Here is a 23,145-nt window from a genome sequence, read left to right on the forward strand (position 1 = left end):
GGCGGTCCGCGTGTGCCGGTGCCCCCGGGGTGGGCGCGTGGGGTGCGGGCCGGGGCGGGCGCGGGTGCCCGACTCGGCCCGGCCTGGGCTCAGGCGGCGAGGCGCTCGGCGAGGGCCTTGGCCTTGGCCGCCGCGTCCTCGTGGGCCTTGTCGCGGGAGGTCTCGTACAGCGGGACGAGGTCGGCCATCGCCGGGTTGCTGGGGGCCATGGTCAGCTCGGGGACGATGAAGTCGACGTCGAGCCCCATTCCGCCGTTCAGCACCGCCTCCAGGTAGTTCTGGACGTACTCGAAGGGCTCACGGGGCGTGCCCGGCGCGTACGAACCGCCGCGGCTGGCGATGACGGTGACCGGGGTGCCCTTGGCGGACGGCTGTTCGCCCGCCGTACGACCCATGAGGATCACCTGGTCGAGCCACGCCTTGAGCGTCGAGGGGATCGTGAAGTTGTACATCGGCGCGGCTATGACGATCGCGTCGGCCTGCTCCAGCTCCTCGGCGAGCTTCACGCGCAGCGCGAAGGCGGCCTGCTGCTCGGGGGTGTGGGTGGCCGGGTCGGAGAAGCCGGCGGAGGCGGCGACGCCGTCGAGGTGCGGCAGCGGGTCGGCGGCCAGGTCACGGTGGATCACCGTGCCGTCGGGGTGCTGCTCCTCCCAGGCCTTGCGGAAGGCCGCGGTGACCGAGCGGGAGGCGGAGCCGCCCTCGGGGAAGACGGAGGAGTCGATGAGAAGAAGCGTGGCCATGAGGATCGGTCCTTCGGTTCGCGGCCGACGGTGCGCGGCCACTGGTTGAATTCCGTACGTAGCTATTAATAGCACAGGAGCTTACTTTTCTGCAGTAGCCAAGAAGAGGGCGGTACTCTGGGTGTATGGCGGACCACAGCGAGGCGATGTGCAGACAGGTCGACGACGGCATGGCGCGCGTCTTCGAGCTGTTCGGGAAGCGCTGGACGGGACTGATCGTCGCGACCCTGATGCCCGGCCCCGTGCACTTCGCCGATCTGCGGCGGGCCATCCCCGGGATCAGTGAGCGCATGCTCTCCGACCGCCTCATGGAGCTGGCGGCGACCGGTCTGCTCGTACGCGAGGTGGATGCGGGGCCGCCGTTGCGCGTCTCCTATCGGCTGACGGAAGCCGGTCTGGCGATGGAGCCCTCGCTCAAGGAGCTCGGCCGCTGGGCGGAGACGTATCTGACCGACGGCGGGCAGTGTCCGGAGCGGTTTCGGAAGTAGGTGAGGGGGCGGGCGGGGTGAGCCGGGGGCTTGGCGGGTGCCGGGTGGCGGCGGCCGGGTTTCGGTTGCCTTACCCCAGTCGTTCCTGGGCGGCGTTGTAGCGCAGCAGATACGTGGCGAAGCGGTCGAGGTCGGCCTCGTCCCAGTCGGCCAGTCGCTCGTGGAACGCCTGGCGGCGGCTGGCGGTGACGTTCGCGAGCACCTGGGCGCCCTTCTCGGTGGGGTGGAGCACCTGGACGCGGTGGTCGTCCGGGTCGACGCGGCGCTCGACGAAGCCGAGTTTCTCCAGTGCGGCGATCTGCCGGCTGACCGTGGACTTGTCCAGGAAGTAGTGCGCCGCGAGGTCCGTGGCGCGACATCCGCGCTGGTCATCGAGGTGCGCAAGCAGGGTGTAGGAGACCAGTGAGAGCTCGGGATGCATCCGGGCGGCGGTTGCGCGGGCCCGTCGGGCGAACGCGGTCATCTCCTGCTGGATGGTCTCGACGGAGTCATCGCGGTGAGCCACGGGTTGCCTTTCGTAGAGGTAGTTGTATAGTACAACGTGAATTGAGAGTTGTATTTGCCAACTAGCGGCTGGTGGTGCCTGACTGGCGCCGGCCACCTGGTGGCGACAGCTGAGCCGACGAGCTGAGAAGGCCTGCCCATGAGTACGGTCCGAACGAGTGCGGTACGAGCAAGTACGGCCCGGACGAATACGGCCCGGACGAATACGGTCGGTCGCCCTGACCGCCGAAGCGAACGAGATCGAAGCGAACGAGATCGAAGCGAACGACGTCGAAGCGAGTGGAACGACGGCGAGCGGGGCGGGAGCGAACGACACGGAAGCGGGCGGCGCAGCGGTCACCGTTCCGCGCGTCCCGCCCACTCCGCCGGTCTGCGTCATGTCCTGACGCATCTGATCACCCCGCTGCTGATGTGCATCGGTATGGGATTCGCGTACCTGGGCGCGTTCGCGAATCCCGCACCGCACCACCTGCCCGCCGCGATCGTCGGATCGAGCCGGAGCGCACAGCTGCTCGCCCAGTCGATCAACGACAAGGCGGGCGGTGACCTGGAGGTACGGACCGTGGTCGACCGGTCCGCGGCGGTCGACCAGCTCAGGCGTCAGGAGATCTTCGGTGCGTATGTGATCGATGCGCGTGGGGGGCAGGGTGCGCACGGTGGGCATGGCGCGAACGGCGGGCATGGCGCGAACGGTGCGAACGGTGCGCTGGGTGGGGCCGGTTCGTCGCGTGGGGCGGGATCTTCGACGGGTGCGGCCGGTGCCAATGAGGCGGCGGTGGGCTCCGTGAAGCCGGCCCCTGAACTGCTCGTGGCGACCGCCGGTTCCGACACCAGCGCCTCCGTCGTACAGAAGATCTTCACTCCCATCGCGGCGCAACAGGGCGCCCCGCTGAAGGTCACGGACGTGGCGCCGCCCGCCGAGGACGACCCCACCGGGCAGGGCATCTTCTTCCTGCTGGTAGCGATCAGCATCGGCTCGTACGCGTCGGTGGCGGTGATCGGCGGCGCCGGAGCAGTGCTGCCGCTCCGGCTGCGGGCGGCGCTGGCGATCGGTACGTCCTTCGTGGTCAGCCTCATCGGGACGGCGTTCGCCGGTCCGGTCTTCCACCTCGTCGACCACGGTCTGTGGGGGCTGTGGGGCATGGCCTGGCTGTACTCCGCGGGCATTTTGCTGATCGGTACCGGCCTGCACACGTTCCTCAAGCGCTGGACCACGCTCGGCGTGATGGCCCTCTTCGTGATGCTCAACTTCACCTCCTCCGGCGGGATCTTCCGCCCCGAGATGCAGAACGGGTTCTTCGCGGCACTGCACTCCTTCTGGAACGGCGCGGGCTTCGTGGAAGGCACCCGCAGTCACGTCTACTTCGACGGCTACGGCCTGTCCCGACACCTCTGGACGCTGGCGCTGTGGCTGGTCGTCGGCCTGCTGACGGTCGGTGTGGCGGCGCTGGCCGAGAAGCGGCGGCGCACCGCGGAGGCGGAGGCGGTGGCCAACGCCGCGGCGGTGGCGGCCGCTGCGGTGGCGGCGACGGTGCCGGAGCCGGAGCCGTGGGGAAGGGGGCGGACGGCGCGGTCGGCGCAGTCGGCGCGTACGGATGGGGAAGTGGGGGCCGGTGACGGCGGGCCTGCGGAGGAGGAGATGGAGGAGGCGGTGGGTGTGTAGCGGCGGAGCGGCCGGGCTGTTCAGCGGCCGGGGCGTGCAGCGACCGAGCTGTACGGCGGTCCAGCGGCTGGGACTTGGAGCCACGGAGCCGTAGCCCTTCAGCCGCCGTGGAGCCGTAGCCCTCTCAACCATGAGGCTGTGAACCCCTCAACTGCGGCGCCGCGAACCCCTCGCCACGACCTGCGCCCCTCTCGACCTGCACAGTTCAGTCGGGAGGGGCGCGGCGCTTGCCAGGAAATTGCGGAGGATGCGGAGAGTTATCCACAGGCCCTGCGAGCCGTGACGGGGTATCGGTAACGTCATTGCGCGTCGGCAGGCCGGCACCGCTCGGTGAGCCGACATCGCTCATCGCGCCGAGCGAGATGCAGGACACAGGCGCAGGACGCAGGAACGCAAGGACAGCAGGACACAAGAAGCGCAGGTCGTGAAGGGGGAGGTGGCCCGCTATGTCGCGTGTGCCGTATGTACCGGGGTTTGCGAAGGCGGATGTGCAGGGGCCGTCGCCCAAGGCCGCCGGCCGGGCGCTGCGGGAGCGGCTGCCCCGTTCCGAGCAGGCCGCGCTGTCGATCGCGGCCGGGCGACCGGATGCGGTTGCGGCGGTCGAGGAGTCCAACGCCGGCCGGCTGCCCGAGCTGACGCCGATACGGGTCGGCCGGATGGCCGCGAGCCCCTTCGCCTTCCTCCGCGGAACCGCGGGCCTGATGGCGTACGACCTGACGGCCGACCCCGTGACCGGCATCGGCGCACAGATCTGCGGGGATGCGCACGCCGCCAACTTCGGGCTCTACGGCGACGCCCGCGGCGGTCTCGTCATAGATCTCAACGACTTCGACGAGACCCTGCACGGGCCGTGGGAGTGGGACGTGAAGCGGCTCGCGACCTCGATGGTGCTGGCGGGCCGGGAGGCGGGCGCCGACGAGGACGAGTGCCGCAAGGCGGCGCAGGACGCGGCGGGCGCGTATCGGCGCACGATGCGGCTGCTGGCGAAGCTGCCGGTGACCGAGGCGTGGAACGCGATCGCCGACGAGGAGCTGGTCTCGCACACCGACGCGCGGGATCTGCTGGGGACGCTGGAGCAGGTGTCGGCCAAGGCGCGCAAGAACACCAGCGCGCGGTTTGCGGCGAAGGCGACGGAGCCGGCGGCGGACGGCGGCCGCCGGTTCGTGGACGCGCCGCCGGTGCTGCGGCGGGTGCCGGACGCGGAAGCGGCAGCCGTGGCCGCCTCCCTCACGGGCTATCTGGAGACGCTTCCCGAGGACCGGCTGCCCCTGCTGGCCCGGTACGCGGTGCACGATGTGGCCTTCCGAGTGGTCGGCACGGGCAGCGTAGGCCTGCGGTCGTATGTGGTGCTGCTGCTGGGCCACCGGGGCGAGCCGCTGGTGCTGCAGGTGAAGGAGGCGCGCGGCTCGGTGCTGGCGCCGTACGTGGAGAAGGCTGGCTTCTCGGTGCCGTCGGTGGCGCACGAGGGGCGCCGGGTGGTGCTCGGGCAGCGTCGGATGCAGGTCGTCAGCGACATACTGCTGGGCTGGACGACGGTGGAGGACGTGGCGCCGGGCGGTGCGGGCGGCGCGACCTCCGGGCCCGGGCGACGTGATGGGGGGCTCCCCTTCCAGGTCCGCCAGTTCAGAAACCGCAAGGGCAGCGTGGACCCGGCGCAGCTGTCCGGCGATCAGATGGACGACTACGCCCGGATGACCGGTGCCCTGCTGGCCCGGGCCCATGCACACAGCGCCGACCCGCGCCTGGTGGCCGGCTACTGCGGCAAGAGCGAGGAACTGGACGAGGCGATAGCGGAATTCGCCATGTCCTACGCGGACCGCATGGAAGCGGATCACGCAGCTTTGACCACAGCGGTGAAGAACGGACGGATCGCGGCAGAGATGGGGGTGTGAGGGACAGGCGGGCGGGGCGCTCCGCTGGCGCCGGGTGCCCAGCCTGTTGGGGCGGGCGGGCTTGGGAGGGCTGGTGCGTACGGAGGCCTGACGGGCTGAGGAGGGCTGATGGATCTGGGGAATGCTGATTGAGCTGAGGGGGCTGGGGAGGGCTGAGGTGGGCTGACCGGGCCTGGGGAGGGCTGGGGGGCTGACCGGGCCCTTGGGAGAGCTGGGGAGGCTGAGGAGGGTTGAGGGGCGTCGTGTGGGCGTGATCCATGGTGGCCCGGCCTCCGGCCCGCTGCTGCGGCTCGACGGTGTCCTCGCCCCGTCGGTCTCTCCGACGTGGCTCGGTCGGGGGCGGCCACAGATATGGGGCCCACGGATATGGGGCTCGCGGATGTGTGGGACCCACGGATATGGGGCTCGCTACGGATGCGGGGTCCACGGATGCGGGGTCCACAGACCGGGGTCGACGGACTCGGGGTCCACGGACTCGGGGTGCGTTGGACATCGATGGCTCACGGCTGTGGGGGCTGTGGGACGGAGGCCTGCCGGGACGCCGGTCGAGTGAGGGGGTGGTGGGTGGGGCGGGGGGGGAGGGGTCCCAAGAGGAAGCGGCCGGATGGTGGCGGAGGGCCGGGGCCGGCGTGGGCCGTACGCTGACCGGGTGACGAACTCGCACGCGGAGAACGCGCAGGACGGCCAGCACCGACCGGACGTACCGGGTACACCGGACGCCCAGGTCGATCCGCAGGCACCGGACGCCCGCGGCGGCGGTCAGGAAGCCCGGATCGGGTACGGCGGTAGCCAGGAAGACCAGGTCGCGGGCACCGATGGGCTCGGCGTCGACCCAGGGGTTGAGCCCGAGGGTCTCGACGGTGCCGACGGCTCGGCGGCCGAAGGTCCTGGCGACCCGGCCGAAGCGGAGGCCGAGCGGTCCGGCGACCAGGCCGAAGCGCGGGCCGAGCGGTCCGGAGATCCGGCCGAAGCGCGGGCCGAGGACGGCCGTGGCCGTGCGGCGGAGGAGCAGGCGGCTCAGGACGAGGCGACGCGGCGGCTGGCGAAGGCGGTGCTGGCTGCGGAGCAGGCGCTGATCGAGTTCGAGATCGCGGTGGAGACCTTCCGGGTCGAGGTGGAGAACTTTTCCCGGCTGCATCACCAGCGGCTGGGCCCCATGTACGCACGGCTGGACGAGCTCGACGCGCAGATCGCGGAGGCCGTGGCAGCGCGTACCCGCGCTCCCGAGGACATCCGTAAGGCGCAGGAAGCGCGGGCCTCGGTGCTGCCGATGCCGGACGTGGAGGAGCTGTTCCACGGCTGGATGGGGTCGGACGGTCTGTTCCCGGAGGCGCAGGCGATGCTCACGGGGCAGAGCGTGCGGACGCCGCAGAAGGTGCGGCCCAGCGAGGAGGCCCGCAAGGTCTACCGCGATCTGGTGCGCAAGGCCCACCCGGACCTGGCACGGGACGATGCGGAGCGGGCGCGGCGGGACGCGTTCATCGCGCGGGTCAACATGGCGTACGGCCAGGGTGACGAGGCGGTACTGCGGGAGCTCGCACGGGAGTGGGAGGCCGGCCCCGCGCCGGCCGAGGAGCGGCTCAGCGAGAGCGAGGAGCTCTATGCCCGGCTGGAGTGGCTGGCCGCGCGCAAGGAACTGCTGGCCGCTGCCGCGGCCGAGCTGGAGGAGAGCGCGATCGGCGCGATGATCAAGATGGCGCCGGAAGATCCGGACGCGCTGCTGAACGAGATCGCCGAGAAGCTGCTCGCCGATGTTGCGGAACGCGAGGCGTACCTCGCGCAGCTGGTCGGGTAGCGTCGTGAGTATGCAATTTGGTTCTGTGCCCACGGTTGGTGTCGACGCTCTCGCGCCGGAGGACTTCCTCCTGGACGTGCGTGAGGCCGACGAGTGGGAGGCAGGTCACGCCGAGGGCGCGCTGCACATCCCGATGAGCGAATTCGTCGCCCGTTACGGTGAGTTCACCGAGGCTGCGCCCGAGGACGGCAAGGTGTACGTGCTGTGCCGGGTCGGTGGCCGCTCGGCGCAGGTGGCGCAGTATCTGATCCAGCAGGGCATCGACGCGGTGAACGTCGCGGGCGGTATGCAGGCGTGGGAGGCCACCGGCCGCCCCGTATCGGACGGCAAGGGCGGCTCGGGCACGGTGATCTAGCCGGGCATTCGGGCGCCGGTCCTCAGGCAGGGCCGGGCTGAACCGACCCTTGGCTGGGCCCGGCGGGCTGACCAGGGCTGGCAGGGCGGGCGCCAGAGGCCCCCGGAAGGGTCGCCTGAAAGCCGCCGGAAGGCCGTCGGAAACCCGCCTGAAGGCCGTCGGAGAGTCTTCGCTCGGTCGCCGGGCGGCCCCGGACACCGACGAGCGCGCTGCGGCCGCCCTACTCAGCCCAGCGGATGTGCCGCGAGCAGATCGCCGAGAGCCTCCTCGTGGGCGGCGGCGGGGCCGAGGGAGAGTTCGAGCTGTTTGGCCCAGGCGTGATAGCGGTGCAGGGGGTAGTCGGTGTCGGCGCCGAAGCCGCCGTGCAGATGCTGGGCGGTCTGGACGACGCGGCGTACGCCCTCGGAGGCCCAGATCTTGGCGACCGCGACATCTCCCGCGGACGGTAGTGGGCCGGGCGCGTCGGTGGTGATCCGCCAGGCGGCCTGCCAGAGCGTGGCCTCCATGGCGCGCAGGTCGATGAATCGGTCGGCGGCCTGGACGGCGACGGCCTGGAAGGTGGCCACCGGGAACCCGAACTGTTCACGCTTGCCGGTGTAGTCGCTGGTCATGGCGAGTACGCGCTCGCCGAGGCCCAGCGCGAGCGCACAGGTGCCGGTGGTCAGGACGTTGCGCAGCGACTCCCAGGCGCTCGGATCGGTGATCATTTCTCGGTTGCTGAGGCGTACGGAATCCAGCCGGACCTCGGCCTGGCGCTCTCCGCTGGTGGAGAACTGGTCGTCGAGTGTCACGCCGGGGTGGGTCCGGGGGACGAGGGCGAGGACGGCGCGGCCGTCGGGAGTGTGGGCGGGGAGCAGGATCCGGTCTGCGGTCGGGGCCCAGGGGACGGCGGTCTGGGTGCCGTCGAGGATCCAGTCGGTGCCCTCTTGGCGGGCGTCCACGGCGAGTTCGGCCGGCTCATGCCCCGTACGGCCGCCGGCGGCGACGGTCACGACCAGGCTCCCGGTGGCTATCTGGGGCAGTACGTCCGCGCGTAGTCCGTCGGTCGCGTAACGCTGGAGGGTGAGCGCGGCGGCGCCGGACTCCAGCAGTGGCACCCGCGCCAGCACTTTGGCGGACTCGCGCAGTACGAGGCAGAGCGCGATCGGGTCCAGGCCCGCGCCGCCGTGCTCGGGCGCGATCGGCAGGCTGAGCAGATCGGCGTCGGCGAGCTTGCGCCACAGTGCGCGGTCGAAGTCGTCGGCGACCGCCCCGGCGGTGAGCGCGGGGCTGGGCACGCCGTCCGGAGCGACCCCCGAGAAGACGGCCTTCGCCGCTTCGACGGCGGCCTGCTGCTCCTCGGTGAAGGTGAAGTCCACTGGTCTGTCCTCCCACGCGGCCTGCCTCGATCTGACGAAGCGTCAAGGTAGAACAGGTTCCAGGAATTGGGAATGGCGCCGTCGTGCAAGGGAGGGAGAGCTGAGGAAAGTTGAGGTGGTTTCGGCTCGGGAGGGACGGTGTGAGCGGGACGGTGTGAGCGGAGGGGCGGTGTGAAGGGGAGGGGTGGTGTGAAGGGGAGGGGTGGTGTGAGCGGAGGGGCGGGGGCGGCGGAAAAGGGTGAGCGGGCCGACGACCGGTGTGACGCCGTGGCCGACTCATCGGCTGTCGTCGGTCTGCCGTTGGTCTGTCGTCGGGCCGCGCGCCTCGGCTCTTGTTCGGGTACGGCGGCGGTACCGAGCTACGGCCTCAGCGGTCGAAGTCCAGCTCGACCTTCTCCGTGACGGGGTGGGACTGGCAGGCCAGGACGTAACCGGTGTCGACCTCCTCGGACTCCAGGGCGAAGTTGCGGTCCATACGGACTTCGCCGGAGACCAGGAAGGCTCGGCAGGTGCCGCAGACGCCGCCCTTGCAGGCGTACGGGGCGTCCGCGCGGTTGCGGAGTACCGCTTCCAGCAACGGTTCGCCGTCGTGGACCGGCCAGGTGCCGGAGCGGCCGTCGAGGGTGGCGGTCACGGTGCTGTGCGCGGGGGTGGAGGCGGCGGGGGCGGTGGGGGTGCCGTTGTCTATGTGGAAGATCTCTTCGTGGATGTGGTTACGCGGCACCTGGAGGGCGCGCAGGGCGCGCTCGGCGCCCTGGACCAGGCCGTAGGGGCCGCAGAGGTACCAGCCGTCGACGGAGTCGATCTTCAGGAGGGCAGGCAGGAGGGAGCGGAGCCGGGCCTCGTCCAGGCGGCCGGAGGGCAGGCCGGCTTGTTGTTCCTCGCGGGAGAGGGCGTGGATGAGCTGGAAGCGCTGGGGATAGCGGTCCTTGAGGTCGGCCACCTCCTCCAGGAACATCGTCGATGCCGCCGTGCGGTCGCTGCGGATGAGGCAGAAGCGGGCGTCCGGCTGCTGGGCGAGCAGGGTGGCGGCGATGGAGAGCACAGGGGTGATACCGCTGCCGCCGACGATTCCGACGAAGTGGCCGGGGCGCGGTGCGAGGGTGAAGCGGCCGGCCGGGGCCATGACCTCCACCGTGTCGCCGACCGCCAGCTCCTTGAGCGCGTACGTCGAGAAGGCGCCGTCCTCGACGAGGCGGATGCCCACGCGGAGTACGGGCTCGCCGGTGGCCGGGGTGCAGATGGAGTACGTACGGCGGATCTCCTGGCCGTCGACCGTTCTGCGCAGCGCGATGTGCTGCCCGGGGGTGTGCCGGAACGTGGAGCGCAACTCGGGCGGGACCGCGAAGGTGACGGCCACCGCGTCGTCCGTGAGGCGCTCGATCTCCCGGACCTGGAGCGGGTGGAACATCACAACTCCTTGAAGTGGTCGAAGGGTTCGCGGCAGGACTCACAGCGGCGCAGTGCCTTGCACGCCGTGGAGGAGAACCGGCTCAGCAGGGTGGTGTCGGTCGATCCGCAGTGCGGGCAGCGGATTGTGAGGTCGACGGCGACCGGGCCGCCGGCCGGTCCCGTGGGGCGCGGTGGCGCGATACCGAACTCGGCCAGCTTCCGGCGGCCCTCGGCGGTGATCGCGTCCGTGGTCCAGGGCGGGCTGAGGACCGTACGGACCTCGACGTCGGGTATGCCGTGGTCGTGCAGCACGCGCTCTATGTCGGCCGACATCGCCTCGATGGCGGGGCAGCCGGTGTAGGTGGGGGTGAGCTGCACTTCGACCCGGCCCGGGGCCGTCAGCTGCACACCGCGCACCACGCCCAGCTCGGCGAGGGTGAGCACCGGCAGCTCGGGGTCGGGAACGGAGCCGGCGAGCGCCAGCAGTTCCTCTTCGAGGGCGGTGGTGGTCACCATGTCGCCCCCGGGTGGCTGCGGTGCAGATGCTGCATCTCGGCGAGCAGTCGCCCGAACGGCTCGGTGTGCAGGCCTTGGCGGCCCGCGCCGGCAGCCCAGCCGCCGCGCTGGGGGCCTTCGGGGACCGTGAGCGTGGCCTGCTCCAGGGTGCTGGTGATGCGTGTCGTCCAGGTGTCGTGCAGGGTCGGCCAGGGCGCCGCTTCGAGGCCTTCGACCGGCTCGAACAGCTCGCCGGTGAAGCGCCAGAGGGCGTCCAGGGCGTGTTGCATCCGGGCGTGGCTCTCGTCGGTGCCGTCGCCCAGGCGCAGCGTCCACTGGTGGGCGTGGTCGCGGTGGTAGGCGACCTCCTTGACGGCCTTCGCGGCCAGCGGCGCCAACTCGCTCTCCCCCGCGGCGAGATGCTCGAACAGCAGCTCCTGGTAGGTGGAGAAGTACAGCTGGCGGGCGATGGTGTGGGCGAAGTCGCCGTTGGGCTGCTCGACGAGCTGGAGGTTGCGGAACTGCCGCTCCTCGCGCAGAAATGCCAGCTCGTCCTCGTCGCCGGCCAGGGAGAGCAGCACGCGGGCCTGGCCGAGCAGGTCCAGCGCGATATTGGCCAGCGCGACCTCTTCCTCCAGGACCGGGGCGCGGCCGGCCCACTCGCCCAGGCGGTGGGAGAGGATCAGGGCGTCGTCCCCGAGGGGCAGGGCCGGGGTGGCCGTGACGTTCATCAAAGGTGATGCACCCCGTCCGGGATCTCGTAGAAGGTCGGGTGGCGGTAGGGCTTGTCGCCGGCCGGCTCGAAGAAGGCGTCCTTCTCGTCCGGCGAGGAGGCGGTGACCTGGGCGGAGGGCACCACCCAGATGGAGACGCCTTCCGAGCGGCGGGTGTAGAGATCGCGGGCGTTGCGCAGGGCCATCTCGGCGTCCGGCGCGTGCAGGCTGCCGGCGTGGGTGTGCGAGAGGCCGCGGCGGCTGCGTACGAAGACCTCCCACAGGGGCCAGTCGGTGGGCTGCGGGGTCGCTTCCGTCGCGGAGGCGGGGGTTTCGGCGGGGCGTGGTGTGGTCATCGGGTGGCCTTCCCGTGCTTGGCTGCGTGTGCGGCGGCTGCCTCGCGCACCCAGGCGCCTTCCTCGTGAGCTTGCCGGCGGCGGCCGATCCGCTGCTCGTTGCAGGGGCCGTTGCCCTTGAGCACCTCGCGGAATTCGGTCCAGTCGATCGGGCCGAAGTCCCAGTGGCCGCGCTCGTCGTTCCAGGTCAGGTCCGGGTCGGGGAGGGTGAGTCCGAGGGCCTCGGCCTGAGGGACGCAGATGTCCACGAAGCGCTGGCGCAGATCGTCGTTGGAGTGCCGCTTGATCTTCCAGGCCATGGACTGTGCGGAGTGCGCCGACTCGTCGTCCGGCGGGCCGAACATCATCAGTGAAGGCCACCACCAGCGGTTCACCGCGTCCTGCGCCATGGCGTGCTGTGCCTCGGTGCCGCGGCTGAGGGTCAGCAGGAGTTCGTAGCCCTGTCGCTGGTGGAAGGACTCCTCCTTGCAGATGCGGACCATCGCGCGGGCGTAGGGGCCGTACGAACACCGGCACAGCGGGACTTGGTTGGTGATCGCGGCGCCGTCCACCAGCCAGCCGATGGCTCCGACGTCGGCCCAGGTCAGGGTCGGGTAGTTGAAGATCGAGGAGTACTTCTGGCGGCCGGTATGCAGCCTGTCGAGCAGCTCGTCACGGCCGGTGCCCAGGGTCTCGGCGGCGCTGTAGAGATACAGGCCGTGGCCGGCCTCGTCCTGCACCTTCGCCATCAGGATCGCCTTGCGCCGCAGTGACGGCGCCCGGGTGATCCAGTTGGCCTCCGGCTGCATGCCGATGATCTCGGAGTGGGCGTGCTGCGCTATCTGCCGTACAAGCGTCGAGCGGTAGGCGTCCGGCATCCAGTCCCGCGGTTCGATGCGCTCGTCCGCGGCCACGGTGGCGTCGAATACGGCTTCGTATGCCGTCTCCTCCGGCGCGATCGTCGTCATGTGGTGCCCCCTCGCTCCCGACCGACCGATCGTTCGGTTCAATGGTGAGTGGGCGGACCGCGGGTGTCAAGCCTGTGGATAACTCGGGGAAGGGTGTGCCCGGCGGGGCCGCGTAGGTACGGTTCCGAGGCGGAGTCAGCCGCATGGATTCTGGGAACGGGGCGGGAATGCAGTCATACGGGGACGAAACGCGGCCATTGGCCGCGCTCTCGCTGCCCTCGCGGATCGTCATAGGCATGGCGGCCTGCGCCATCGCGGTCGTCGTCGCGATTCATCTCGTCATGATGTTTTTGCATGTCGCGCCGTCGAACACGCTCAGCAAGCAGCAGGGCGCCCTGATCAGCGAATACGTCTACCCCGAGTACGAACAGAACTGGAAGCTGTTCGCACCCAATCCCCTGCAGCAGAACATCGCGGTCCAGGTCCGCGCCCAGCTGCGCACCGAGGACGGCGCCACCCGGCTCACCGGCTGGACCGATCTGACCGCCCGCGACGGCCGGGCCATACTCCACAACCCGCTGCCCAGCCACACCCAGCAGAACCAGCTGCGCCGCGGCTGGGAGCTCTTCCTCAACACCCACAACGCGCAGAACCGGCCGATCGGGGCGCGCGGTGAGCTGTCCGAGCGCTACATCCGGCGGATCGTGATGCTCCGGATGGACGCGGAGTGGACCAAGGGCGGCGGCCGGGTCGAGCAGATCCAGGTCCGCTCGTCCACGACGGCGGTCAGCCCGCCGTCGTGGAGCGCCGAGAAGATCAGCGACAAGCCCGTGTACCGCGTGCTGCCCTGGTGGCAGGTCACCGCAGACGACCTGCCCAAGGGGGCGACGAACCAGTGACTTCACCGACGCCGCAGCAGCCGCAGCAGATGCCCGGAGCGCCGCAGCCGCCGCACGCCACTGAGCAGCCGCCGCACCCCGAGCCGGCCCTCGTGCCGCAGCAAGCCCAGGCACTCCACGCACCCCAGGACTCCCAAGAGCCCCAGGCCCCCACGGCGTCCACCGCGCCCTACCAAGAGACCCGCATCGAGCGCGCCATCGGCCGCGGCTTCCAGCGCTTCACCGGCCGGGCGATGGCCCCGTACCAGACCGCCGTGATCCGGATCGGCTTCGCGGCGACCTGGCTGCTGTTCCTGCTGCGCGAATGGCCGCACCGCCTGGACCTCTACGGGCCCGACGGCCCCTGGAGCCTGGAGATGGCGCGCCGCCTCCTGGCCGGCAACCACGCCTTCTCCGTGCTGCCCTGGTCCGACGGCCGCGGCTGGTTCGAGTTCGTGTACCTCCTGGCCATCGCGTCCAGCGCGCTGCTGATGCTCGGCTGGCGCACCCGCACCATGTCGGTGCTCTTCATGATCGGCGTGATTTCGCTGCAGAANACCCGCACCATGTCGGTGCTCTTCATGATCGGCGTGATTTCGCTGCAGAACCGCAGCGTCTTCATAGGGGACGGCGGCGACAACGTCATCCACCTGATGTCGATGTATCTCGTGCTGACCCGGTGCGGGCAGGTCTGGTCGCTGGATGCGCGCCGCACGAAGCGGGCGCGCTCCGCCGCCGGCGCCGCTCCCGCCCGGGATCTGCCCGGCGTCGTCCTGTGGGCCGTGCTTGGCCTCGGCCTGGCCGTCGCCCAGCTGGGCGGCAGCTACGGCCTCAACTGGTTCGAGAACGGCCCGTTCCCGCACATCGGCTGGAGCCTGGTCCTGTGGGGACTGTGGCTGGCGCACGGCCTGTGGTGGGCGGTGCAGCGCTATGCGCCCGGTGAACCGCGCATCGTCCTGGACACCCTCGCCAAGCTCGCGCACAACGGCGCACTGCTCGTGATCATGGTCGAGGTCTGCCTGATCTACGCCACCGCCGGCTGGTACAAGATCCAGGGCTCGCGCTGGCAGGACGGCACCGCGGTCTTCTACCCGATGCACCTGGACTACTTCTCCCCCTGGCCGGCGCTGTCCGAGCTGCTCGGCAGCAACGGCCTGATGGTCATGCTGATCACCTACGGCACGGTGATCGTGCAGGTCGCCTTCCCGTTCACGCTCTTCAACCGACGGCTGAAGAATGTGCTGCTGGTCGTGATGATCTGCGAGCACCTCTCGATCGCGTTCCTGCTCGGGCTGCCGTTCTTCTCGCTCGCGATGGTCGCAGCGGACGCGGTCTTCTTGCCGACGAACTTCCTGACCTGGCTCTCCGCGCGCCTCTCCGGCCTGCGCAAACGGCTGTTTTCGCGTGGCGGCTCGGCCGGGCCGGCGGTCGGGTCCGGGGGCGGTGCGCCGGAGGCTCGTACCGAGCACGGTGGCGGTGGCCATACGCTCGTGGGGTGAGCAGCGAGAAAACCGCCCCCGCCGAGCCCCTCCAGTACGACGAGGGTTTCGGGACCCAGATCGGCGTCGGTCCGCACCCTGAGCCCTGGCCGCAGGACGACCGCTACGACCCCGAGCTGCTCGCGCACGGTGACCGCCGCAATGTCGTCGACCACTACCGCTACTGGACGCGCGAGGCGATCGTCGCCGACCTCGACACCCGCCGCCATGACTTCCATGTGGCCGTCGAGAACTGGGGCCACGACTTCAACATCGGCTCGGTGGTGCGGACCGCGAACGCGTTCCTGGCCAAGGAGATCCATATCGTCGGGCAGCGCCGCTGGAACCGCCGCGGCGCGATGGTGACCGACCGCTACCAGCACGTCCGCCACCACCCGGACACCGCGGACCTCACCGCCTGGGCCGCGGCCGAGGAGCTGCCGATCATCGGGATCGACAATCTCCCCGGTTCCGTGCCGCTGGAGACGACCGAGCTGCCGCGCCGCTGTGTGCTGCTGTTCGGCCAGGAGGGGCCGGGGCTGACCGAGGAGGCGCGCCGGCATGCCTCGCTGGTCTGCTCGATCGCGCAGTTCGGCTCGACCCGTTCGATCAATGCGGGGGCCGCGGCCGCCATCGCCATGCACGCCTGGATCGGCCGCCATGCGCGGATCGAGGGGCCGGACGCCCGCTGACGGCCCGCGGGGCCCGGGACGGCGTCCCAGGCCCCACAGCCCCCGCTGTCACGCCGGTCGACGCACTTCCACCGTCCGGAAGCGGTTCGCCACGAACGCGCCGTCGCACAGCGCCGCATTGGCTGCCGGGTTGCCACCGGAGCCGTGGAAGTCCGAGAACGCCGCGGTCTGGTTCACATAGACCCCGCCGGTCAGATTCAGCGACAGCTGGGCGCACTCCTCCAGGCAGGCCTCCTCCACCAGCTGCTCGACCTCGGTGGAGGTGGTGTACGCACCGATCGTCATGGCGCCCTTTTCGCGGATCGTGCGCCGCAGCAGGTCCACCGCGTCGGCCGCGGAATCCACGGCCACCGCGAAGGACACCGGGCCGAAGCACTCCGACAGATAGGCCGCCTCGGAGTCCGGCTTGGCGCCGTCCAGCTTGACGATCACCGGCGTACGGACGGTGGCCCCGGGGAACTCGGGGTTGGCCACCTCACGGGAGGCCAGCGCCACCTCGCCCAGCCCGACAGCGGCGTCGATCCGCTCCTTGACCTGCGGATTGACGATCGCGCCCAGCAGGGCGTTGGCCCGTGCGTCATCGCCCAGCAGTCCGCTCACCGCGCCCGCGAGATCGCCGACGACCTCGTCGTACGACTTCGGCCCGGCGTCCGTGGTGATGCCCTCGCGCGGGATCAGCAGATTCTGCGGGGTGGTGCACATCTGGCCGCTGTAGAGCGACAGCGAGAAGGCCAGGTTGCTGAGCATGCCCTTGTAGTCGTCGGTGGACTCGATGACGACGGTGTTGACGCCGGCCTTCTCCGTGAAGACCTGCGCCTGCCGGGCGTGCGTCTCCAGCCAGTCGCCGAAGGCGGTCGAGCCGGTGTAGTCGATGATCCGGACCTCGGGGCGGACGGCCAGCGTCTTGGCCAGGCCCTCGCCCGGCTTGTCCACGGCGAGGCACACCAGGTCGGCGGGGAAGCCGGCCTCGGCGAGCACCTCGCGGGCCACCTTGACGGTCAGCGCCAGCGGGAGCACGGCGCGCGGGTGGGGCTTGACCAGCACCGGGTTGCCGGTGGCCAGCGAGGCGAACAGGCCCGGGTAGCCGTTCCAGGTGGGGAAGGTGTTGCAGCCGATCACCAGGGCGACGCCGCGCGGCACGGGCGTGAAGTTCTTGGTCAGCTCCAGCGGGTCGCGCTTGCCCTGGGGCTTGGACCACTGCGCGCGCTCCGGGGTGCGGACCTGCTCGGCGTACGCATACGCCACCGCCTCCAGGCCGCGGTCCTGGGCATGCGGGCCGCCCGCCTGGAACGCCATCATGAAGGCCTGACCGCTGGTGTGCATCACGGCCTGCGCGAACTCATGGGTGCGCGCGCTGATCCGGGACAGGATCTCCAGGCACACCGCCGCGCGCGCCTCGGGGCCCGCGTCCCGCCAGACGGGGAGTGCGGCCCGCATGGCCGGCAGCAGCACCTCCACATCCGGATGCGGATAGCTGATGCCCAACTCCGGGCCGTACGGCGAGACTTCCTCGCCCGCCCAGTCGTCCGTGCCGGGCTGGTCGAGCTCGAAGCGCTTGCCGCGCAGCGCCTCGAAGGCAGCCACTCCGTCGGGCCCGGCACTCTCGCCGTACGCCTTCGGATGCTCGGGGTGCGGGGACCAGTACGCGCGGGTGCGGATCGCCTCCAGCGTCTGGTCGAGGGTCGGACGGTGCTTCTCGATCAACTGCGCTACGGTCATTTCGGCGGCCATCGATGACCAACTCCTCGTCGAGCTGGGCGGAGAGTGGATGAGGACTGGGAGCGGACGGGGCAACGGAGTTAGAGTAACCGAACGATCGGTCGGGGCAAGAGGGCCCGGCGAAGCTGTGGAAAACTCGGTCGGGGAGGATCGTCTGTCATGACGGCAATCGGGATCGGCAGCACCGTGGCAGTGGTGGGCACCGGCACCATGGGGCAGGGAATCGCGCAGGTCGCGCTGGTCGCCGGCCATCGCGTACGCCTCTACGACGCCGCGCCCGGCCGCGCCGAGCAGGCCGCCGGGGCCATCGTGCGGCGACTGGACCGGCTCGTCGAAAAAGGCCGGATCTCGGCGGATGAGCGGAACGCCGTCCGCGCGCGCCTCTCCCCCGCCGCCACTCTCGCGGAGCTGGCCGACTCCGCGCTGGTGATCGAGGCGATCCTGGAGCAACTCCCCGCCAAACAGGAGCTGTTCACCGCCCTGGAGGACATCGTCCCGGCCGAGTGCCTATTGGCCACCAACACCTCCTCCCTGTCCGTGACCGCCGTCGCGGGCCGGCTGCGCCACCCCGGCCGCTGTGTGGGCCTGCACTTCTTCAACCCCGCACCGCTGCTCCCGTTGGTCGAGGTCGTCAGCGGCTTCGCCACCGACGAGGCCGCCGCCACCAGCGCGTACGAGACGGCCGCGGCCTGGGGCAAGACACCGGTGCGCTGCGCGGACACCCCCGGCTTCATCGTCAACCGCATCGCCCGCCCCTTCTACGCCGAGGCGCTGCGCGTCTACGAGGAGCGGGCGGCCGATCCCGCCACCATCGACGCCGTGCTGCGCGAATGCGGCGGCTTCGCGATGGGCCCCTTCGAGCTCACCGACCTCATCGGGCAGGACGTGAACGAGGCCGTCACACGGTCCGTCTGGGACTCCTTCTACCAGGACCCGAAGTTCACGCCCTCTCTGGCGCAGCGTCGGCTGGTCGAGGCCGGGCTGCTCGGCCGCAAGTCGGGCCGCGGCTGGTTCGACTACGGCGGCGCGGACGGCTCCGGAGCGGAGCGGCCAAAGCCGCATACGGAGGCACCCCGAAAAGCCCCGGATTTTGTCATCGCTCACGGGGACCTGGGCCCCGCAGCGGACCTTGTGGCGCTCATCGAGGCGGCCGGCATCGAGGTGCGGCAGGGGGATGAGGACGGCGCGCGCTTCGAGCTGCCCGGTGGCGGCGAGCTGGTGCTGGCGGACGGTATGACGTCGGTGGAGTTCGAGAACGTGGTCTATTTCGACCTCGCGCTCGACTACGGCGCGGCGACCCGGATCGCGCTGGCGGCCTCGCCGGACACCCCCGAGCGGACGGTCCAGGAGGCCACGGGGCTGTTCCAGGCGCTCGGCAAGCAGGTCAGCGTCATCGGGGACGTCCCCGGCATGATCGTGGCCCGTACGGTCGCCATGCTGATCGACTTCGCCTTCGATGCGGCCGCCAAGGAGGTCGCCTCCCCGGCCGATATCGACACCGCGATGCGGCAGGGTGTGAATTACCCGCTGGGTCCTGTGGAGTGGGAGCAGCGGCTGGGCGAGTCCTGGGCGTGTGACCTGCTGCAAGAGATGCACCAGCGGATCCCCTCCGGGCGTTATGCCCCGTCCTTGGGCCTGCTCCGCCGTGCGTACGCGGCACAGGATGTGGTTCCCTCATGACCATGACCAAGCGCGACACCTATACGCCCGATTCGCTGCTCGCGGTCGCCGTCGAGGTGTTCATCGAGCGGGGCTACGACGGCACGTCCATGGAGCACCTCTCCAAGGCGGCCGGTATCTCGAAGTCCTCGATCTATCACCACGTACGCAGCAAGGAAGAGCTGCTGCGCCGCGCTATAAGCCGGGCCCTGGACGGGCTGTTCGGCGTTCTGGAGGAGCCCGGCGCCGTCGAGGGACGGGCGATCGAGCGCCTCGAGTACGTCACCCGGCGCGAGGCCGAGGTGCTGATGGACGAACTTCCCTATGTGACGCTGCTGTTGCGGGTGCGCGGAAATACGGACACCGAGCGGTGGGCCATGGAGCGGCGCCGGGAGTTCGACCACGAGGTCGCCGATCTGCTCAAGCAGGCCGCGGCCGACGGTGATCTGCGCGACGACGTGGACATCCGGCTGGCCACCCGGCTGCTCTTCGGCATGATCAATTCGATTGTGGAGTGGTACCGGCCGGGCCGTGGTGGCGCGGCGAGCCGTGACGAGGTCGCCGAGGCCGTGGTGCGTACGGCGTTCGCGGGGCTGCGCAAGCCCTGAGGCGCCCGTAGGGGCCCTCTCCGCGGGCGTCCGGGGAAGAAAGACCGGGTCACTCCCGCTCGGGCCCGAGGTCGGTCTCCTCGAAGACCAGCAGGGTGCGAGTGCTGAGCACCTCCGGTATCGACTGGATACGGGTGAGGACCAGCTCCCGCAGCTCCCGGTTGTCCTTGGTGTGGACCAGTAGCAGCACATCGAAATCACCGCTCACCAGCGCGATGTGGGTGGCGCCGGGCAGCGTCGTGAGCTGCTTGCGCACGGTCCGCCAGGAGTTCTGCACGATCTTCAGCGTGATATATGCGGAAGCGCCCTGACCTGCCCGTTCCTGGTCGACGAGGGCGCTGAAGCCGCGGATCACCCCGTCGTCTATCAGCCGGTTTATCCGCGCGTAGGCGTTGGCGCGCGAGACATGCACCCGCTCGGCCACGGAGCGTATCGAGGCCCGGCCGTCGTTCTGCAGCATGCGCAGGATCGAGCGGTCGATGGTGTCCAGCGGGCGCGCGGCCGGTGATGGCGCGGTAGGTGCTGTCGGCGGCTGCCCGCCGGCGTTGGCCATCTGTTCGTCCGGCATATGGTCCCGCCTCCCCTTTGTGGACGCCCTGTCTTCATCTCAAGCTGTGGAGAACCGTTTGTCCACAGGCTGAGCCCGCCTGTAGCCAAAATGCATCGACGACCGAACAATCGGTAGGGAAGGGCGAACCCGCCCCGACCGATTCCATCTTGCCCATCCGCCGTCCGCCCACCACCCACATGAGGCGCATCGCGCCACCCCCTTCCAACCAAGGAGGTGCTCGACATGACGGTCCTTGAGCAGCCGGGCAGCAGCAGGAACAAGAGCAGCCTGGCCGGCCCGCCGCCCGCCTGGCGGCCGCGCGTCGATCCCGCGCCTCTCCTGCCCGACGCGGAGCCGTACCGCCTCCTGGGGACGGACGCCGCGGCCCGGCTCGACTCCGGACTGCTGACCCGGCTCTACGTCCAGCTGGTGCGCGGCCGCAGGTACAACGCCCAGGCCACGGCCCTGACCCGGCAGGGGCGGCTGGCGGTCTACCCGTCCTCCACGGGGCAGGAGGCCTGCGAGGTCGCTGCCGCTCTGGCGCTGGAGGACCGGGACTGGCTCTTCCCCAGCTACCGCGACACCCTGGCCGCCGTGGCCCGCGGCCTCGACCCCGTACAGGCCCTGACCCTGCTGCGTGGCGACTGGCACAACGGCTATGACCCGCACGAACACCGCATCGCCCCCCTGTGCACCCCGCTCGCCACCCAGCTCCCGCATGCCGTGGGCCTGGCGCACGCCGCCCGGCTCAAGGGCGACGAGGTGGTGGCGCTGGCCATGGTCGGCGACGGCGGCACCAGCGAGGGCGACTTCCACGAGGCGCTGAACTTCGCGGCGCTCTGGCAGGCGCCGGTCGTCTTCCTCGTACAGAACAACGGCTTCGCGATCTCCGTGCCGCTCGCCAAGCAGACCGCCGCGCCGTCCCTCGCCCACAAGGCGGTCGGATACGGCATGCCGGGCCGCCTGGCCGACGGCAATGACGCACCCGCGATGCACGAGGTGCTCACCGAGGCCGTGCAGCGCGCCCGCAGGGGCGGCGGACCGACCCTGATCGAGGCCGTCACCTACCGCATCGAGGCACACACCAACGCCGACGACGCCACCCGCTACCGCACCGATGCCGAGGTCGAGACCTGGCGGGCACACGACCCGATAGCCCTTCTGGAGCGCGAGCTGGCGGCCCGCGATCTGCTGACCGACGAATTCGTCCGCGCCACCCGGGACGGCGCCGAGCAGCTGGCGGCCGGCCTGCGGGAGCGGATGAACGCCGAGCCGCAGCTGGACCCGATGGACCTGTTCACCCACGTATTCGCCCAGCAGACCAGCCAACTGCGTGCACAGGCGGCGCAGTTGCGTGCCGAGCTGGACGCCGAGGCCGCCGGACACACCGAGGACGCAGCGGGCACCGACAGGTCCGCCGAGGAGGCCAGGCCATGACGACCACCGCTCCGGCGACCGCGCGCAAGCCCGCCACGATGGCGCAGGCGCTGACCCGCGCGCTGCGCGACGCCATGGCCGAGGACCCGTCCGTCCATGTCATGGGCGAGGACGTCGGCACCCTGGGCGGTGTCTTCCGGGTCACCGACGGACTGGCCAAGGAGTTCGGCGACGACCGCTGCACGGACACCGCGCTCGCCGAGGCCGGCATCCTGGGCACCGCCGTCGGCATGGCCATGTACGGGCTGCGGCCGGTCGTCGAGATGCAGTTCGACGCGTTCGCCTACCCGGCGTTCGAGCAGCTGATCAGCCATGTCGCCCGGATGCGCAACCGCACCCGCGGCGCGCTGCCGATGCCGCTGACCATCCGGATCCCCTACGGCGGCGGGATCGGCGGGGTCGAGCACCACAGCGACTCCTCCGAGGCGTACTACCTCGCCACCCCGGGGCTCCAGGTCGTCACCCCGGCGACCGTCGAGGACGCCTACGGGCTGCTGCGCGCCGCCATCGCCTCCGACGACCCGGTCGTCTTCCTGGAGCCCAAGCGGCTCTACTGGTCCAAGGCCGACTGGTCGCCCGACGCACCCACACCGGTCGCCCCTCTGGGCCGCGCCGAGGTACGGCACCGCGGCAGCAGCGCCACGCTGATCACCTACGGCCCGTCGCTCCCGGTCTGCATGGAGGCCGCCGAGGCCGCCCGCGCCGAGGGCTGGGACCTGGAAGTGGTCGATCTGCGCTCGCTGATGCCGTTCGACGACGACACGGTCTGCGCGTCGGTGCGACGCACCGGACGGGCTGTGATCGTCCATGAGTCCAACGGGTTCGGCGGTCCCGGAGGGGAGATCGCCGCACGGATCACCGAGCGCTGCTTCCACCACCTGGAGGCGCCGGTGCTGCGTGTCGCCGGCTTCGACATCCCCTATCCTCCGCCCATGCTGGAACGACACCATCTACCGGGCGTGGACCGGATTCTGGACACCGTCGCCCGCCTCCAGTGGGAGTCGGACTGGACCGAGGGACGTGGTGAGTGATGGCCGTGGTCCGCGAATTCACCCTGCCCGACCTGGGGGAAGGCCTCACCGAGGCGACGATCGTGCAATGGCTGGTCGAGGTCGGCGAGGTGGTGGCCATCGACCAGCCGGTGGTGGAGGTCGAAACCGCCAAGGCGATGGTGGAGGTGCCGTGCCCGTACGGGGGCGTGGTGACCGCCCGCTTCGGCGAGGAGGGGGCGGAAGTCCCCGTGGGCGCGCCGCTGGTGACGGTCGCGGTGGGGGCGGTACCGGACGATCTGGTGGGCGACGGGCCGGGAGCTGGGCCGGGATCCGGGGCGGGTGCGCCGGGTGGGGCGCCTGAGGCGGGTGCTTCGGCCGCGGCGCCGGCTTCCGGGGCGGCTTCCGCGTCGCCGGGCGCGGCGGACTCCGGGTCCGGGAGTGTGCTGGTCGGGTACGGCACGAGCGCGGCGGCGGCGCGGCGGCGCCGGATCCGG

The 23,145-nt window shown here is 70.8% G+C and carries 22 protein-coding genes and 2 pseudogenes; 14 read left to right on the top strand and 10 right to left on the bottom strand.

Annotation, left to right across the window (positions count from 1 at the left end):
• Positions 1–89: 89 nt before the first annotated feature.
• Positions 90–740 carry an FMN-dependent NADH-azoreductase gene (locus DY245_RS20510; RefSeq protein WP_128508703.1) on the bottom strand — a complete coding sequence of 217 codons (651 nt, stop codon included), beginning with the start codon at positions 738–740 and terminating at the stop codon, positions 90–92.
• A gap of 125 nt (positions 741–865) precedes the next feature.
• On the opposite strand from DY245_RS20510, the gene DY245_RS20515 reads away from it, so the two are divergent.
• Positions 866–1,228, top strand: coding sequence for a winged helix-turn-helix transcriptional regulator (locus DY245_RS20515; RefSeq protein WP_128508704.1), 363 nt, complete (start codon positions 866–868; stop codon positions 1,226–1,228).
• Between the two features lie 70 nt (positions 1,229–1,298).
• Here the strand turns inward: DY245_RS20515 and DY245_RS20520 are convergent, their stop codons facing one another.
• Entirely contained in the window at positions 1,299–1,733 is a 435-nt protein-coding gene (locus DY245_RS20520; RefSeq protein ID WP_128508705.1) for a MarR family winged helix-turn-helix transcriptional regulator, read from the bottom strand.
• 420 nt (positions 1,734–2,153) lie between these two features.
• Between DY245_RS20520 and DY245_RS20530 the strand changes: the two genes are divergently transcribed.
• From DY245_RS20530 to DY245_RS20545, 4 genes are all read left to right on the top strand, one after another.
• The gene (locus tag DY245_RS20530; protein WP_342354203.1) at positions 2,154–3,395 is read left to right on the top strand and encodes an ABC-2 transporter permease; all 1,242 of its coding nucleotides are present in this window, start codon (positions 2,154–2,156) and stop codon (positions 3,393–3,395) included.
• 446 nt (positions 3,396–3,841) lie between these two features.
• Complete coding sequence (locus DY245_RS20535) at positions 3,842–5,287, top strand: DUF2252 domain-containing protein (RefSeq protein WP_128508706.1); 1,446 nt, start codon at positions 3,842–3,844, stop codon at positions 5,285–5,287.
• 649 nt (positions 5,288–5,936) lie between these two features.
• Positions 5,937–7,082, top strand: a complete 1,146-nt coding sequence (locus DY245_RS46495; protein ID WP_244943164.1) for a hypothetical protein — start codon at positions 5,937–5,939, stop codon at positions 7,080–7,082.
• Between the two features lie 10 nt (positions 7,083–7,092).
• Positions 7,093–7,437: a rhodanese-like domain-containing protein gene (locus tag DY245_RS20545; protein WP_181923782.1), complete on the top strand. Its 345-nt coding sequence runs from the start codon at positions 7,093–7,095 to the stop codon at positions 7,435–7,437.
• Positions 7,438–7,661: 224 nt separating this feature from the next.
• Here DY245_RS20545 and DY245_RS20550 read toward each other — a convergent pair whose 3' ends face one another.
• The 6 genes from DY245_RS20550 to paaA form a co-directional block, all read right to left on the bottom strand.
• Positions 7,662–8,795, bottom strand: coding sequence for an acyl-CoA dehydrogenase family protein (locus tag DY245_RS20550; RefSeq protein WP_128508708.1), 1,134 nt, complete (start codon positions 8,793–8,795; stop codon positions 7,662–7,664).
• A 367-nt stretch (positions 8,796–9,162) separates the two neighbouring features.
• Positions 9,163–10,206, bottom strand: coding sequence for a 2Fe-2S iron-sulfur cluster-binding protein (locus DY245_RS20555; RefSeq protein ID WP_128508709.1), 1,044 nt, complete (start codon positions 10,204–10,206; stop codon positions 9,163–9,165).
• Positions 10,206–10,703, bottom strand: a complete 498-nt coding sequence (gene paaD / locus DY245_RS20560) for a 1,2-phenylacetyl-CoA epoxidase subunit PaaD (RefSeq protein WP_128508710.1) — start codon at positions 10,701–10,703, stop codon at positions 10,206–10,208. Before paaD ends, DY245_RS20555 begins: the two co-directional genes overlap by 1 nt.
• Positions 10,697–11,413 (bottom strand): 1,2-phenylacetyl-CoA epoxidase subunit PaaC, encoded by a 717-nt coding sequence (gene paaC, locus DY245_RS20565; protein WP_128508711.1) that lies wholly within the window; start codon positions 11,411–11,413, stop codon positions 10,697–10,699. The genes paaD and paaC overlap by 7 nt, the downstream gene beginning before the upstream one ends.
• On the bottom strand, positions 11,413–11,751 hold the full coding sequence (paaB, locus tag DY245_RS20570; RefSeq protein ID WP_128508712.1) for a 1,2-phenylacetyl-CoA epoxidase subunit PaaB: 339 nt from the start codon (positions 11,749–11,751) through the stop codon (positions 11,413–11,415). The genes paaC and paaB overlap by 1 nt, the downstream gene beginning before the upstream one ends.
• On the bottom strand, positions 11,748–12,698 hold the full coding sequence (paaA, locus tag DY245_RS20575) for a 1,2-phenylacetyl-CoA epoxidase subunit PaaA (RefSeq protein WP_128508713.1): 951 nt from the start codon (positions 12,696–12,698) through the stop codon (positions 11,748–11,750). Before paaA ends, paaB begins: the two co-directional genes overlap by 4 nt.
• Before the next feature lie 167 nt (positions 12,699–12,865).
• Between paaA and DY245_RS20580 the strand changes: the two genes are divergently transcribed.
• From DY245_RS20580 to DY245_RS20590, 4 genes and pseudogenes are all read left to right on the top strand, one after another.
• A complete protein-coding gene (locus DY245_RS20580) occupies positions 12,866–13,537 on the top strand; it encodes a DUF5819 family protein (protein WP_128508724.1) in 672 nt (223 codons plus the stop codon).
• Positions 13,534–14,072 (top strand): annotated as a pseudogene (locus tag DY245_RS46500) (HTTM domain-containing protein); the annotation flags it as partial. The gene DY245_RS20580 and the pseudogene DY245_RS46500, both read left to right, overlap by 4 nt.
• 1 nt (position 14,073) lies before the next feature.
• Positions 14,074–15,015 (top strand): annotated as a pseudogene (locus DY245_RS46505) (HTTM domain-containing protein); the annotation flags it as partial.
• A complete protein-coding gene (locus DY245_RS20590) occupies positions 15,012–15,686 on the top strand; it encodes a TrmH family RNA methyltransferase (RefSeq protein ID WP_128508714.1) in 675 nt (224 codons plus the stop codon). The pseudogene DY245_RS46505 and the gene DY245_RS20590, both read left to right, overlap by 4 nt.
• 48 nt (positions 15,687–15,734) lie before the next feature.
• Here the strand turns inward: DY245_RS20590 and paaN are convergent, their stop codons facing one another.
• Positions 15,735–17,417, bottom strand: coding sequence for a phenylacetic acid degradation protein PaaN (gene paaN, locus DY245_RS20595; protein ID WP_128508715.1), 1,683 nt, complete (start codon positions 17,415–17,417; stop codon positions 15,735–15,737).
• A 147-nt stretch (positions 17,418–17,564) separates the two neighbouring features.
• Here paaN and DY245_RS20600 point away from each other — a divergent pair, with 147 nt between their 5' ends.
• A complete protein-coding gene (locus DY245_RS20600; RefSeq protein WP_128508716.1) occupies positions 17,565–19,085 on the top strand; it encodes a 3-hydroxyacyl-CoA dehydrogenase in 1,521 nt (506 codons plus the stop codon).
• Positions 19,082–19,672 (top strand): TetR/AcrR family transcriptional regulator, encoded by a 591-nt coding sequence (locus DY245_RS20605; RefSeq protein WP_128508717.1) that lies wholly within the window; start codon positions 19,082–19,084, stop codon positions 19,670–19,672. Before DY245_RS20600 ends, DY245_RS20605 begins: the two co-directional genes overlap by 4 nt.
• A 49-nt stretch (positions 19,673–19,721) precedes the next feature.
• On the opposite strand, the gene DY245_RS20610 is transcribed toward DY245_RS20605, so the two are convergent.
• A complete protein-coding gene (locus DY245_RS20610) occupies positions 19,722–20,240 on the bottom strand; it encodes an Lrp/AsnC family transcriptional regulator (RefSeq protein ID WP_128508718.1) in 519 nt (172 codons plus the stop codon).
• Positions 20,241–20,465: 225 nt separating this feature from the next.
• Here DY245_RS20610 and pdhA point away from each other — a divergent pair, with 225 nt between their 5' ends.
• From pdhA to DY245_RS20625, 3 genes are all read left to right on the top strand, one after another.
• On the top strand, positions 20,466–21,659 hold the full coding sequence (pdhA, locus tag DY245_RS20615; RefSeq protein WP_128508719.1) for a pyruvate dehydrogenase (acetyl-transferring) E1 component subunit alpha: 1,194 nt from the start codon (positions 20,466–20,468) through the stop codon (positions 21,657–21,659).
• A complete protein-coding gene (locus tag DY245_RS20620; protein ID WP_128508720.1) occupies positions 21,656–22,690 on the top strand; it encodes an alpha-ketoacid dehydrogenase subunit beta in 1,035 nt (344 codons plus the stop codon). The genes pdhA and DY245_RS20620 overlap by 4 nt, the downstream gene beginning before the upstream one ends.
• A partial coding sequence (locus DY245_RS20625; RefSeq protein WP_342354204.1) for a biotin/lipoyl-containing protein occupies positions 22,690–23,145 on the top strand: 456 nt, incomplete at its 3' end. The genes DY245_RS20620 and DY245_RS20625, both read left to right, overlap by 1 nt.

Origin of the sequence: Streptomyces inhibens, assembly GCF_003389455.1 — a bacterium.
GTDB lineage: Bacteria > Actinomycetota > Actinomycetes > Streptomycetales > Streptomycetaceae > Streptomyces > Streptomyces inhibens.